This is a genomic window from Bradyrhizobium sp. SRL28, from assembly GCF_018596315.1.
Lineage (GTDB): Bacteria > Pseudomonadota > Alphaproteobacteria > Rhizobiales > Xanthobacteraceae > Bradyrhizobium.
In genome coordinates this window covers 12,589-26,846 of record NZ_JAHEAG010000040.1, presented here as the reverse complement: position 1 = coordinate 26,846, position 14,258 = coordinate 12,589, and the positions used below count along the sequence as shown (strand labels likewise).

The window sequence follows — 14,258 nt, the reverse complement described above, 5'->3', positions numbered from 1 at the left end:
AGATCATTGCCGCTGTGCTGCAAGCCTGTCGAGTTGGCCCTTGGGCCAACAGGCTCGGTTTCCTATTTCGAAATTTCGAGCTTCTCAGCCATGCGAACGAGGTCGGCGACAGTTCGAATGCCAAGTTTCTCCATCATCCGGCTACGATGAACCTTGATGGTCTTTTCGACCGTACCCAGTTCGCCGGCAATCTGCTTGTTGAGTCGTCCCGCCACGACATGTGTAAGAACCTCGTGTTCGCGCGGCGTAAGTCTCTTCAGTTTCGCCTGCATCGTTTCCAGTTCGGATTGAATCCTGCGCGACTTGGTGTCCCTGGCTTCAGCCCGGGACAGTGCTTCGATTAAATCATGTTCCTTTACCGGCTTGGTCAAGAAATCGACTGCGCCTGCTTTCATGGCACGTACGCTGGTGGGAATGTCACCTTTGCCAGTGACGAACACCACGGGACGATGAAAGCCCCCAGCGGCGGTCAGCACGCGCTGAATCTCCAAACCATCCAGACCGGGCATCGAAACATCCAGCACGGCGCAGCCGGGAACCGCCGTATCATGCTCATCGAGGAATACCCGGGGGGAGGAATACGCTTTGACCTCATATCCTCTGGCGCGGAGGAGTCGCGACAGCCCCTTGAGTACTCCCGGGTCATCGTCAACGAGGTAAACTGTGAAGTTGTCCGTCATGCGGTACCGAAGATCGGCTGTTGGACAGGCAGCGAAAATTTCGCGATGGCGCCGCCGCGCTCATCGTTGACCAGGGTCAGCCTTCCGTGATGGGCCTGTATGATCGTCGAACACAGCGGCAGACCCAGACCAAGGCCATGGCTCTTGGTGGTGTAGAAAGGCTCGAACAGCCGTCCATTTTCCTTGGGACGAATGCCGTGTCCACGATCCTTTACGAGAACGTCCACCATCCCGGCCTGAGGACCACCGGTCGAGATCAGGATAGACCGCTGCGCTACCGGGGTCGAGGCCATGGCGTCCATTGCATTCATGACAAGATTGAGCAGCACTTGCTGCAGCTGCACAGAATCGCCGCGTGTGAAAAACGGAGCATGATCCAGATCAAGCTTGAGGCTGATATCGCGGCCAATCAGCTCGCTGTGCAGCAGGCTGACAGTCGATCTGACAAGGTCATTGATGTTGACGCTTTCCGCCTTCCGCTCGCCCTTTTTCAGAAGACTGCGGAGACGATGGATGACCTCGCCGGCGCGATTGTCCTCATGAACAATATCCTGAAGTGCATCGCGAACTTCGACAAGATCCGGCGAATTCTGCGCCAGGAGATGGAGGGCCGCTTGCGCATTCGACAGGATCGCGGTGAGCGGCTGGTTAACTTCGTGCGCAATAGAGCCGGAAAGTTCGCCGAGCACGGAAACCCGCATCAGATGCTCGATTTCCAGACGTTGCAGTGCGGTCTCAGCCTCGGCCGACTTCTGTTCGGTGATGTCGACGAAAATGCCCCCTTGTTGTTTTGACTCGCCGTTACCCTCCGGATAGGAACGGGCGCGCATGCGGATCCAACGCACCTCACCGCTCGGCAAGACAATTCGCACATCCCTGACGGTAGATTGCTCTGTTTTAGAGGGGCCGCGCATCGCAGCTTTAGCGATTTCGAGATCGTCCGGGTGAACAGCTGACAGGAGGGCCTCTCGGGTTAGCGGCGCATCGCTGGCGAGTCTGAACAGCGCCCTGCAATGCTCGGTGACCCACAATTCGCCCGTCTTCCGGTCAACCTGCCATAGTCCGATATTTGCAGCCGCGGCTGCAAAGGTCATTCGCTCCTCGCTGTCTTTAAGGAGATTCTCTACTCGCCGTCCTCTGCGCCGCTGAAACAGCAAGGCCGCCACGAGTATCGTTTGCAGGCCGACGATGAAGAGCGCAGCAAGAACAGTGCCGCGATACTGATTCCAGATCGTCGGACTTTTGAACAAAACTTGAGTGTCGGCAGGCAGATTCTTTTCGCTGAGGCCCCAGCGTTGCATCGCGCGATAATCGACGCGATAGTGCTGCGCTGGGTTGGTTCGGGGCGCGAGCGTAGCTGGATCCCTGCCCTGCAGAATTTCGATCGCCATGTCTGCCGCCGCAGTGCCGATCGATTCGAAAGTCTCAACAAAGCCGCCGACGGCGCCCCTTCCGACAAACGTATCGTAGGGCCCATAAACCGGTGCGGGCGACAGCGCGGACAATTCGGCCGCGACCTGTGCCGGAACAAAGGTTTTTCCTTCGCTATCGGCAAAAACAGTGAGAACGATCACAATCGCATCGCTGGGTATCTTGGATAGTTTGGCGACAAGCTCTGAATAAGGAAGCTCGAACAGGAACGTCGTCTCGAATTTTCGGCCGTGCTCCTCGATCATCTTGCGGGCTAGCGGTTGCCAACGGCGATCCGTCTCGCCGCTCCCCGCGACGACGAACAGACGGCGAGCCTCCGGCTGGAGCCGCTCCGCGAGCGAGAGCGTCTTCGCGAGATCGAACGCAGTGATGATCCCGGTCGTCCTCGGTGACAATTGCAACGCGGCATAGGTCTGTGGCGAAATGGATGCAAAGACGACCGGGACATCGGGAAGCAGGTCCCGGTGCTTGACGACAAATGGTAACGCGTTGCTGCCGAGCGTGATCATCAAATCCGGCGGATGCTTCCCGTACTTGTCGCGAATAAACGTTGCCGTTCGCAGCGAATGGGCCTCGTCGGCATTTCGAGCCAGGTCGAGAAATTCCGCATCGATCTCAACTGAATTCGAATGCTCGACCAGCCGCTTTCGAGCGGCCTCCGCGATGACGCTGGTGGCGGGAAATGAGTAGTTGAAGGCGTGAAGCATAAGGACACGCATCCGCTCCGCAGCGCGGGCTTCCCCCGCGAGCAAGAGAAGGAGTCCGATGCTCAACCCGACAATGCGCGTGCCTGTCATATTGGAAAAGGCCGCCACTCAAAACGCTACGATACACAACAAATTCTCAAACAGCGTAGGACCGCACGACTCCGCGTTGCGGCCCCGCAACCTTACCACGCTTTTGCGGACGTATCCCCCTCGCCCCTTGGGGATTTTGCTAGCAAAATCAAAGGGGATTTCTTCGCCCGACGGAAACAGCCCCCCAAATACAATCCGTGCGAGAAGGCGCCGCAAGGTCCGTCCCTGTGACGCCAGCTGGACTGCCCGATGTTGGACCACGGTCCAATAGCCTGCGACAGGGCTCCTGCGTAGCGTGTCCCCCGCTAGATCGCAATTTTTCGGCGATCGACCGGAGGCAGCGCTTGAAATGACAACGCTTCCCGCAACCACATTCAAGACTGATATCCCGGGCGGTGACGCCCGCTCGCAGGCCGAAGGGATGATCTGGATACCCGGCGGCACTTTCCGCATGGGCTCGGACGAGCATTATCCCGAAGAAGCTCCGGCGCACCGCGTCACCGTGGACGGTTTTTGGATGGACCGCTATCCGGTGACGAACCGGCAATTCAGGGAATTCGTAAGGGCGACCAGGCACGTCACCGTTGCCGAGATCACGCCTGATCCGAAGGATTATCCTGGAATGCTCCCGCACATGGTCTATGCGGGCTCGCTGATGTTCTTGCCACCCAACCATCCGGTCAACCTCCGCGACTTCAGCCAGTGGTGGACGTTCGCCAAGGGGGCGGACTGGCGGCATCCCTACGGACCCAAAAGCAACATTCATGCATTGGACAATCACCCCGTTGTGCATGTCGCCTTCAGCGATGCGCTCGCCTACGCGAAATGGGCCGGCAAGGATTTGCCGACCGAAGCGGAATGGGAATTTGCCGCGCGCGGCGGGCTCGATGGTGCCGAATTTGCCTGGGGCGATGAATTCACACCGCACGACCGGCACATGGCCAATACCTGGCAGGGTGAGTTTCCGCGGCAGAACGTCAATGCCGACGGCTTCGAGCGCACTTCACCGGTCACCGCATTCCCGCCGAATGGGTATGGCCTCAACGACATGATCGGCAACGTCTGGGAATGGACGGCCGACTGGTATTCGCCAAAGCATCAGGCAGATGCTCCGAAGGCTTGCTGCATTCCGGAGAACCCGCGCGGCGGCGGCGAGGCCGACAGCTACGACCCCAGAACCACCAATGTGAAAATTCCAAGAAAGGTCATCAAAGGCGGCTCGCATTTGTGCGCGCCGAACTACTGCCGACGCTACCGGCCGGCAGCGCGTCATGCGGAGCCGGTCGATACTTCCACCAGTCACCTCGGATTTCGATGCATCAGGCGAGGAGCCACTGACGCATCATAAAAAGGGAGCGACGTCATGCTGGATTCCATATTCAATGACAAGCCGCCTTCTGCCGCAACACCGCCAAGCAAGGTGTCCGGTTGTCTCAGGCGATCCTGCGCCGCCTTGTTGGGCGCATCGATGTTGATGCCACTGTCCGGACTGGTCAGCACGCCGGCGATGGCGCAGCAACAGAAACCCAACATCCTCTTCATCATGGGTGATGACATCGGCCTCTACCAGCCGAGCATCTACCATCGCGGCCTGATGGTCGGAGAGACGCCCAACATCGATCGCATCGGCAATGAAGGCGCGATATTCACGCATTACTATGCCGAGCAGAGCTGCACCGCAGGCCGGAACGCCTTCTTCACCGGCATGCATCCGCTGCGCACCGGCATGATTCCTCCACAACTGCCCGGCAGCCCGTCCTATCTGCGGCCCGGCACACCGGCGATCGCCAAGTTCCTGCTCGATCTCGGCTACAACACGGGCGAGTTCGGCAAGAACCATCTCGGCGACCACACCGACGCGCTGCCAACCGCGCATGGTTTCCAGGAATACTGGGGCTACCTGTATCACCTCGACGCGATGCAGGGCGTGAGCTTCCCGGACATCAACAAGACCCCCACCCAGCAGACGGTTGCCCCGCCATGCAAGAATACGCCGATCCCCGGCATCCCGGAGGTACCGGGCGCGGTCGATCCGAAAACGACGATATGCCTGACGCCTCCGCGCAACATCCTGTCGTGCAAGTCGGACGGTACGGGCAGGACTCAGCAGTGCGTCGATCAGGGCCCGCTGACGCTCGAGCGATCGAAGGGTGTCGACGAGGAAATCTCGGCCAAGGTCATCGACTTCCTCGATCGCAACGACCCGAAGACGACGGGCAAGCCTTTCTTCGTCTGGTACAACCCGGCGCGCATGCACATCACCACCGTGCTGAATGACAAGTACGCGGCCATGATCGGCGAGGCGGGCGGCAAGGATTGGGGCCTCAACGAAGCCGGCATGAAGCAGATGGATGACAACATCGGCTACGTGCTGAAGAAGCTCCAGGACATGGGTCAGCTCGACAACACGATCATCGTGTTCACGACCGACAACGGCGCCGAAACCATCACCTTTCCGGACGGCGGCACCACTCCGTTCAAGGGCGGCAAGCTGAGCACCTGGGAAGGCGGCATGCGCGCTCCGGCGGTCGTTCGCTGGCCGGGCGTCATCAAGCCCGGTACCATCAAGAACGAAATGTTCGCGGCGCTCGACTGGCTGCCCACGTTTGTCAACATCGGCGGCGGCGCAAAGGGAAACGCGTTGAAGAGCCGCATCGAGGCCGGCCAATATCCCGGCATCGTGAAGACGACGCTCGATGGCGTCGATCAAACCGAATACCTTTCCGGGCGTTCGGAAAAATCGGCGCGCGACACGTTCTTCTACTATTCGGGCAAGGATCCGTCGGCGGTCCGCTACAAGAACTGGAAGATCTACTTCACGATGGTGTCCGACAACCCGGCGGGCTTTATTGCCGGAGCGCTTCCCTATCACTGGGCCCAGGTCGTCAATATCAAGCGGGACCCGTTCGAGACCTCGATCGGTTCACAATACAAGACGCTCATGGGCATGGGCGGCACAATCGGCTCCGCTTCTACAGCCTACGTCTACGATTGGAACATGCTGCCCATCGGCCAGGCGCTGTGGCTGAAGGAACTCGAGACCTATACTGCGTACCCGCCGCTTCAGGACCCGGCGAGCTACAACCTCGACCAGGTGTTGCAACAGATCAAGCAGGCCAAAACTGCCGGTCGCAGCGACTAGCTGTACGACGCCAACTCGGCGGGCGTCCTGTTGTGGCGCCCGTCGATCAACTCCCTCGCTCCGCGAACAACCACCAATGAAGCGGCGCGCCGGGTCTGTTCAACCAGCAGAAAATAGAACGAGGAACTTGATCATGAGCATCTTTAGACGCGCATGCCTCGGTCTGGTTACCTCAGTCGCAACGGCGGCAGCATTGGTCACGCCGCTTTCTGCCCAACAACAACAGAAGCCCAACATTCTTGTCATCATGGGCGATGACGTCGGTTATTGGAACATCAGCGCTTACAATCGTGGCATGATGGGCTACCGCACGCCCAACATCGACCGCATTGCGAATGAAGGCGCGATCTTCACCGACTATTACGGGCAGCAATCCTGCACCGCTGGGCGCGCGGCGTTCATCACTGGCCAGAGTCCATTGCGGACCGGACTCTTGAAAGTCGGCCTGCCGGGAGCGAAGGAAGGCCTGTCTGGAAAGGATCCGACCATTGCCGACCTGCTCAAGCCGCAGGGCTATGCGACCGGGCAGTTCGGCAAAAACCATCTCGGGGATCGCAACGAATTCCTGCCCACGGTTCATGGCTTCGACGAATTCTTCGGCAACCTCTATCACTTGAATGCCGAGGATGAGCCGGAGCATCCGGACTACCCGAAGAACCCGGCGTTCAGGGCGCAGTTTGGTCCGCGCGGCGTCATGAAATGTGTGGCGACAACCGTCGACACGCCAGGCGATGATCCGCGCTTCGGCCCATGGGGCAAACAGAAGTGCGAGGATACCGGGCCGCTCACCAAGAAGCGCATGGAGACAGTCGACGAGGAGTTCCTTGGCGCATCAGTTGATTTCATCGACCGCGCAAATCGAGACAAGAAGCCCTTCTTCGTGTGGTTCAACTCGAGCCGGATGCATATCTGGACGCGTCTCAAGGCCGAATCCCAAGGGAAAACCGGCCTTGGTATCTATCCCGACGGCATGGTGGAGCATGACGGCCAAGTCGGACAGTTGCTGAAAAAACTCGACGATCTCGGCATCGCCAACAACACGATCGTCATCTACACGACCGACAATGGCGCCGAGACATTCTCATGGCCCGACGGCGGAACCACACCATTCAAGGGCGAAAAGAACACCAACTGGGAAGGCGGCTATCGCGTTCCGGCGATGGTGCGCTGGCCCGGGCTGGTGCCTCCGCGAACCGAGATCAACGACGTGTTTTCGGCAGAGGACTGGGCGACGACGCTGGTCGCGGCGGCGGGCGAGCCCGACATCAAGACAAAGCTGTTGGTGGGCTACGATGCCGGTGGCAAGAACTTCAAGGTCCACCTCGACGGTTACGACCAGCGCGACCTTCTCGCCCGCAAGGGCGCCAACAAGCGCCGCGAATTCTTCTACTGGACCGACGACGGCAATTTGGCCGGTCTTCGCTACGACCAATGGAAGGCCGTCTTCATGGAACAGAAGGCCCATGGGTTTGACGTGTGGGCGCAGCCGATGGTCCAGCTTCGCTTGCCATCGCTGTTCAACCTCCGATCCGACCCGTTCGAGCGCGCCCAGCATGAAGCGGGCGATTACGTCAGGTGGTTCGTCGAGCACGCCTTTGTGCTCGTCCCGGCCCAGGCGATCGTGGGGCAGCACCTGATGAGTTTCCAGCAGTTTCCGCCGCGGCAACGACCCGGCTCGTTCTCGGTCGAGCAAGCCATGGAGAAGCTAAGGAATCCGCCGTCCAGCAACTGAATTCGGCAGTGCGTTGTTCGACGCGGGAACGAATCTCGGGCGCCCGCGCTTCGGCGCCCGCAAACCACGAGGTCCGATCGATCAGCCCCTCTGCAGGAGATCGATGATGAATCGGCGCAGGTACATCTGGTTCGGCATGATGGCGTCGCTCGCCGCCGTGATGGTTGCGCCCGCATCAGCACAACAGCAAAAACCGAACATTCTCTTTATTCTCGCTGACAATATCGGCTATGGCGACATCGGAGCTTATGGCGGTGGCGAACTGCGCGGGGCGCCGACGCCGCGCATCGACCGGCTCGCCGCCGAAGGCTTGCGGTTGACGCAGTTCCTGGTCGAACCGGCCTGCACGCCGTCGCGCGCAGCCTTGCTCACCGGACGCTATTCCATTCGCTCCGGCCTGTCGCTGGTTGCGGTCGAGGGGACTTCGATCTCGCTGCCAGCGACAGAAATCACCATGGCCGGAATGCTGCGCGAGGCGGGCTACGCCACGGCGATGTTCGGCAAATGGCATCTCGGTGCCCAGCCTTACAGCCAGCCCCAGAACAAGGGCTTCGACGAATTCTACGGCATCCCACCCGGCGATACCTGGGATGCCTTCCTGATGATCCAGCAGGCTCGGCAGACCAAGACGCTCGATATCCCGCTCGACAAGGGACCGCAGATCGTCGAAGCCAAGCGCGGGGAATTGCTGAGAACGGTGAAACCCTATACCGCGGAAGTCCGACGCGAGATCGATTGGGAACTGGTAGACCGCGGCGTTGATTTCATGCAGCGCCAGCAGGCGGCTGGCAGGCCGTTCTTTCTCTACATGGCGATCTCCCGAACACACTTCCCGAACCTGCCGTCGAAACGCTTCGAGGGCCAATCCCGCATTGGCCAGTTCGGCGATTCCCTGATGGAAGGCGACGCCATCGTCGGCCGAATGCTCGATGCACTCGACCAGCTCGGCCTCGCGCGCGACACCATCGTGGTGTTCGCGTCCGACAATGGCCCTGACGGCCCCGTCTCGCGCCCATTCGGCGGCGACATGCCGGACATGGGCTCATCCGGAGCCTGGCGCGGGGCGCTGGGTGACGTGAGTGAAGGATCGATCCGCACCGCCGCCATCATTCGCTGGCCGGAGCGAATAAGGCCGCGATCGTCCTACGCCATGTTTTCGATCATGGATTTCTTCCCGACCTTCGCGCGGATTGCCGGCGGCAAAGTGCCGGATGATCGCCCGATCGACGGCATCGACCAGACCGACCTGCTGCTTGGCCGGAACGACAGCGGACAGCGCGAACATCTCCTGACCTTCGTCGGCCCGTCTCTCGTTGCGGCGCGCTGGAAGCAGTTCCGCATCTATTTTGCCGACGTGGCGCCGGGCCGTAGCGGCTCCGGCGGCGCGACCCTATTGGGAGGAGTCGGCGCCAGCGCAGCGCCGATGAACGGCTACCCCAAAGTGTTCAACATCGAAGCGGACCCGCACGAAGAACACAACATCGGAGAGATGTACGAATGGGTGATCGGCCCGGCGCTGAAGACGGTCGAGGAATACAAAGCAAGCCTTGTGAAAGCACCAAATCCGCCGGCGGCGAACATGACGCGGTTTTGAACAGCGAACACGCAGCAGATCAATGCCAAGGAGATCGAGAATGAGCACAACCATGAATCCGCAGTTTCCGCACGTGGACCGCCGCGTCCTCCTCTCGTCGCTGGCGATGCTACCCTTGCTCTCTGCCTCGCTCCGGTCCACCTCGGCGCTGGCACAGGCACGCGATCCACTCCCGTCCTGGAACGAGGGGGCGACCAAGGCTTCGATCCTCGACTTTGTCGCGCGGGTCACGACGCAAGGTGGGCCCTTCTTCGTCCCGGTCGAGCAACGCATCGCGACCTTTGACAATGACGGCACGCTCTGGATCGAGCAGCCAATGTACATCCAGTTGGCCTTCGCACTCGACCGCGTGAAGGTCATGGCGCCGATGCATCCGGAATGGAAGACCAAGCAGCCGTTCGCGGCGGTGCTGGACGGCGACCTGAAAGCGCTGGCCGCGTCCGGCGAAAAAGGATCGGTCGAAATCATCGCCGTGACACATGCCGGCATGACCACGGCAGAGTTCGAGAAGATCGTCACCGACTGGCTCGCGTCCGCGCGAGATCACCGCTTCAAGCGGCCCTATACCGAACTGGTCTACCAGCCGATGCTCGAACTGCTCGCCTACCTCCGGGCCAGCGGCTTCAAGACTTTCATCGCGTCAGGTGGCGGCATCGAATTCATGCGGCCCTGGACCGAGCGGATCTATGGAATACCTCCGGAGCAGGTGGTCGGATCGTCGATCAAGACCCGATTTGAGATGAAGGACGGTGCGCCAACGCTCTTCCGGCTACCCGACATCAACTTCATCGACGACAAGACAGGAAAGCCGATCGGCATCAATGAGCACATCGGCCGCCGTCCGATCGCGGCCTTCGGCAACTCCGACGGCGATCTCGAAATGCTGCAATGGGCGACGCTCGGCGCCAGTGGCGCGCGATTCGGCCTGATCGTCCATCACACCGATGCAGAGCGCGAATATGCCTATGACCGCCACTCGCATTTCGGCAAGCTCGACGTGGCGCTGGACGCCGCAGCGGTGAACAGGTGGACCGTGGTCGACATGAAGAAGGACTGGAAGCGCATCTTTGCTTTTGACTGACGTGGGTCGCTTATCGCGACCGATTAACGCAATAGCAACAAATTGACTCGGTCCGCTGGCGTCGCTCGTCGCCATGACGATTGCGAGCGGGCCCGTCGCCGCGCAACAGCCGAAGAAGCCCAACATTGTCGTTATCCTCACGGACAATTTGGGCTACGGCGAGTTGGGCGTCTATGGCGGCGGTATCCTTCGCGGCGCAGCCACTCCGCGCATTGACGTCCTCACCGCTGAGGGCATGCGCCCTGCTGAACCAGCCACATCGTCGAGAGGACTTCGCTGGCCGAGCTTGCCGTCTTCGTGACAGCAATTTCCGTCCAACTGGTATGGCAAAGAAAAACCCCCGGCAGTTGCCTGCCGGGGGTTCTCCTTAGTGTTTCAAGTCTTTCGGGATCAGAAGTTACGCTGAGCGCGAACGTTCAGGAATACAGTGCTCTGGTCCCTGAACTCGTAGAGAGCGGTCGGCTTCGGAACCGCCGGAGTCAAGATGGCCCCACCAGTGAACTTCTGGTCAAGGAAGAACGCGCCGACTTCAGCCGAGAACGTCAGGTTCTTGACGGGAGTCCAACGGGTGACCACACCAACCTGGGCAATGTTGAAGTCGGGGTTGCAGGTATAGTCTGCAGTCACGGTCTTGTTGAAGTTGAAGCTCGCGCAGAACTGACCCTTGGCGCTGAGGATGTCGGTTGCGCTGCCATTATACCGCACGGCCGCGTAGCTGCCCCAGAGGCTGGACGACCAGTAGGGATCCCAGTTGTGGTTGAACGCACCACGGACACCATAGGCTTCGGTCAGCTTGAGGTCGCCGGTAGCACCGCCGGTAAGGAAGCCGGGCAGGAAAACCGCATCAGACGTTTGGCCAAAGCCAATGCTCTGATACGCCCCCGCAAAGCCCGTGTTACCGAACATCGCGAAGCTCGGCGAGCCACCGCTCGTGGAGATCACGGCCTTGGTGTTACCCTTCGCGTACGTTGCGTCGATCTTGATATCGTCGCCCGCACCGGTCGGGAGGTTCTTGATCTGCAACGCAGCCGTCACAGCACCGCCCCACTTGTCGCTGGGGTGACCGGAGATTTCCGACAGAGGGGTCGCAACGCCGCCAAGGCCGAGGACGTTGTACGAAGCGTTCACGTTATGCAGGATGCCGCCAATCTGGAACAGACCCCAAGCCTGGTCGACGCGGATGTTACCCGCGATGTCCGGAACATGGGTGCCGCCGTAAGCGTTGGCACCAGCGGCCGTGGCTTGGCTACCAAGCGCTGCAAACCCTGCAGGTGTGGCGGCCACGCCGAGGTTCAGCACGGAGGTACGGTTGAACACGGTCGGATCATCGAGGCCGATGGTGGCCGACACGCCGTTGCCGAACTGCGCGGTGTACTGGATGTTGTTGACGCCGGTCACGTAGTCCGGGCCGCCCATCAGGTACGAGTTGTTGTTGCCCGGATAGCCGTTCCAAGGCGTCGCGTAGGCCGAAGCCGACTTACCGAAGGTGAAACCAGCGAACTGGATGAACACCATTTCAACAGCGACGTAACCACCGCCGGCGGTGTTGAGCGCATTAGAAGCGCCGGCCGGGAACGCGGTGAGCGCGGCCGGATTGCTCGATCCGAAGTTGTTGAACTGGAAGTCGCCCTGACCGAAGGTGCGGACTACGCCGTATTCGGTGGCAGTGCGGGTATCAACCGTGATTGCCATACGGGAACGGGAGAGGAAGTAATCGCGGTAGCGATTGCCTTGGCCCGCATCGCCGGCATACGCCGGATTGCCGTAGGCACCAGCGCCGGTATTGAACGTGGTGTCGACGCGAACGTAACCACCCAGCTTGATGCAGGTGTCGGTGCCCGGGATATAGAAGAAACCCGCGCCATACAGGGAGCAGATCCTCACGTACTCGACCGCTTTGGCCTTGACGGGAAGATCGGCCGCCTGAGCTCCACTCATGGCGATCAGACCCGCCGCTGAGCCGAGAATAAGGCTCTTAACCATCTTCATGTTAAACCTCCAAGTTGCTCTGTAGGGAAGGTTCCGGATCCGCTGGGTGCATGACACCCTAAGGTTGGTTCCCTTAATCCCCTGAAACCCGCTAGTCGCTTCGCGCCTTCGGACACTCCCGCATGAACGCGAGGGACTTAAGCGAACCACCTAAAACGGGACGACCTCGGGATGCCCCCCTCCGTCGCGTGATCACAATTACCGAGGACTTCTGCACACGCAATAAAGGAACCGCTCGGAGCGGCCCAACTCCGCCCGTTTTCCGAAGGGTGTTGCACAAATAACACGTGTTTGTGATCGAGGTTTCGCTGCAAGATATTGTTTCTATTCGATAATTTAGAATAGCTCCACTTGACACTCCGATTGTTGGTGGGCACCGCAACAAGCGGCCCGTGCCCGCCGGCGTGCCTCTCGCGCATCGAATCGAAGGGCGAGGTCGCCGAATCCGCAGCGAGTGATTACGCACCCCTTATAGAGTCAATGGACGAGGCTCATCGCAGGCCGCGACGGGCGCCTCACCGTCGACGGACGGTCAACCAGGGCAAAAAACCGACGAAAGATGATGGAAGCCCGACATTTCTCAGGATCAAATGCATTCATGGAGTGCGGCACATCCCCGCTCGCGCGCCGTGATCCGGAACCGTGATTTTGCGTGGGAGCGAATCGGTCCGCCGGCGGAATCGAATCAATTTCGCGCGATTTCGACGCGGCGTGAGGCAAACACGCGGCGAAAACTCGGCGCGGGGATCGGGTCTAGCGTCGCGCATGCCGTGCCGATGCCGGGCCGTCGGCGTGTTATCGAGACCGCAGGGCCCGGAAAAGTTGCGCCTAAACGCGGGATACCGGATATCGGCCGCTCATGAGGAATGCGCGCGAAGCACCGGCGCCTCTAAATGGCCCCGACGTAATCTGAATCTGCCGCTTGCGGCTGGCCCTCGCGTCAGGCATATCCGCCCCCATGGAGCTGTGGCCGAGTGGCTGAAGGCGGCGGTTTGCTAAACCGTTATAGGGTTGTAAAGCCCTATCGAGGGTTCGAATCCCTCCGGCTCCGCCATTTGCCGATTTCCCTCTATAGCCCGCTATTGCCGTCGATCACCGCACGCTCACCAAGCGGCATCGCGAACCGCCAATTCAACACTACAGCCCGATATATCTTGGTCGGAGTTTCCTGGCTGCCTATGTGAGCCAGCCAGTTTTCTGAAGAGCTATCTCTGCAAGTTCCGCAGGTCCTTTGCCGTCCGTAGGTAGAACGATAACGCCTTCGGCGTCTTCGTTCGCCATGCGCCTTGCTTGCCGAAGCGAGCGCTGTGCCTGCTCGTCCGCCCCAGAACCTATCTCGCGCTGCGCAAGACGCGCCAATAGTATAGGCTCGGCGGCGAGCATACGGACTACCGTGATCTGCGCTTCGGGTATGGCGGAAAGTATCCATCGTTTGTCGAAATCCAGGTGCATCATGACGCCTGACATGATCAGGCGCGTGTGCCCCAACGCCCGGTATGTCGACCAGATCGCAGCCAGGTTGATGCTGCTGACGTCAGTCGTACCGGGCTGAATTCTATCAAGCTCGTCGGCATTGGGACGCGGGAACACCCTGTCGAGCTCATCGGTCTCGATAACGGCATGAGCAACTTGAGCTGCGGCGAGTTGCGCGCTCATTTCCCAGCTCAGCGTGGATTTGCCTACGCCCGCGGGCCCGGTAATCAGCAACAGCTGCATGTCGCCTTCGTCTTCCCAGTTCGATCCAGGGATTCTTGTGCACCGGGCGAATTGGTAAGTCCAACGCCTTTCGAAGGTCCGCTCTTAACCAGTACC

9 protein-coding genes and 1 tRNA gene are annotated in these 14,258 nt (G+C 60.1%); 6 read left to right on the top strand and 4 right to left on the bottom strand.

All coding sequences use genetic code 11. The features are described 5' to 3' along the window. Positions 1–62: 62 nt before the first annotated feature. Both KIP88_RS38150 and KIP88_RS38145 read right to left on the bottom strand, forming a co-directional pair. Entirely contained in the window at positions 63–680 is a 618-nt protein-coding gene (locus tag KIP88_RS38150; RefSeq protein ID WP_214493327.1) for a response regulator transcription factor, read from the bottom strand. Beyond that, the gene (locus KIP88_RS38145) at positions 677–2,926 is read right to left on the bottom strand and encodes an ABC transporter substrate binding protein (RefSeq protein WP_214493326.1); all 2,250 of its coding nucleotides are present in this window, start codon (positions 2,924–2,926) and stop codon (positions 677–679) included. Before KIP88_RS38145 ends, KIP88_RS38150 begins: the two co-directional genes overlap by 4 nt. Before the next feature lie 403 nt (positions 2,927–3,329). Here KIP88_RS38145 and KIP88_RS38140 point away from each other — a divergent pair, with 403 nt between their 5' ends. The 5 genes from KIP88_RS38140 (at position 3,330) to KIP88_RS38120 (ending at position 10,457) form a co-directional block, all read left to right on the top strand. Continuing rightward, positions 3,330–4,256 carry a formylglycine-generating enzyme family protein gene (locus KIP88_RS38140; protein ID WP_214493350.1) on the top strand — a complete coding sequence of 309 codons (927 nt, stop codon included), beginning with the start codon at positions 3,330–3,332 and terminating at the stop codon, positions 4,254–4,256. 126 nt (positions 4,257–4,382) lie between these two features. Next, positions 4,383–6,050, top strand: a complete 1,668-nt coding sequence (locus KIP88_RS38135) for an arylsulfatase (RefSeq protein ID WP_374226558.1) — start codon at positions 4,383–4,385, stop codon at positions 6,048–6,050. Positions 6,051–6,183: 133 nt separating this feature from the next. Next, complete coding sequence (locus KIP88_RS38130) at positions 6,184–7,782, top strand: arylsulfatase (protein WP_214493324.1); 1,599 nt, start codon at positions 6,184–6,186, stop codon at positions 7,780–7,782. Positions 7,783–7,888: 106 nt separating this feature from the next. After that, entirely contained in the window at positions 7,889–9,376 is a 1,488-nt protein-coding gene (locus KIP88_RS38125) for an arylsulfatase (protein ID WP_249791331.1), read from the top strand. A 106-nt stretch (positions 9,377–9,482) separates the two neighbouring features. Continuing rightward, the gene (locus KIP88_RS38120; RefSeq protein ID WP_374226557.1) at positions 9,483–10,457 is read left to right on the top strand and encodes an HAD family hydrolase; all 975 of its coding nucleotides are present in this window, start codon (positions 9,483–9,485) and stop codon (positions 10,455–10,457) included. Positions 10,458–10,847: 390 nt separating this feature from the next. Here KIP88_RS38120 and KIP88_RS38115 read toward each other — a convergent pair whose 3' ends face one another. Then, positions 10,848–12,446: a porin gene (locus KIP88_RS38115; protein WP_214493323.1), complete on the bottom strand. Its 1,599-nt coding sequence runs from the start codon at positions 12,444–12,446 to the stop codon at positions 10,848–10,850. A 960-nt stretch (positions 12,447–13,406) separates the two neighbouring features. Between KIP88_RS38115 and KIP88_RS38110 the strand changes: the two genes are divergently transcribed. Then, positions 13,407–13,500, top strand: a tRNA-Ser gene (locus tag KIP88_RS38110). Positions 13,501–13,622: 122 nt separating this feature from the next. Here the strand turns inward: KIP88_RS38110 and KIP88_RS38105 are convergent. Then, positions 13,623–14,162 carry an AAA family ATPase gene (locus KIP88_RS38105; protein WP_214493322.1) on the bottom strand — a complete coding sequence of 180 codons (540 nt, stop codon included), beginning with the start codon at positions 14,160–14,162 and terminating at the stop codon, positions 13,623–13,625. Positions 14,163–14,258 lie beyond the last annotated feature (96 nt).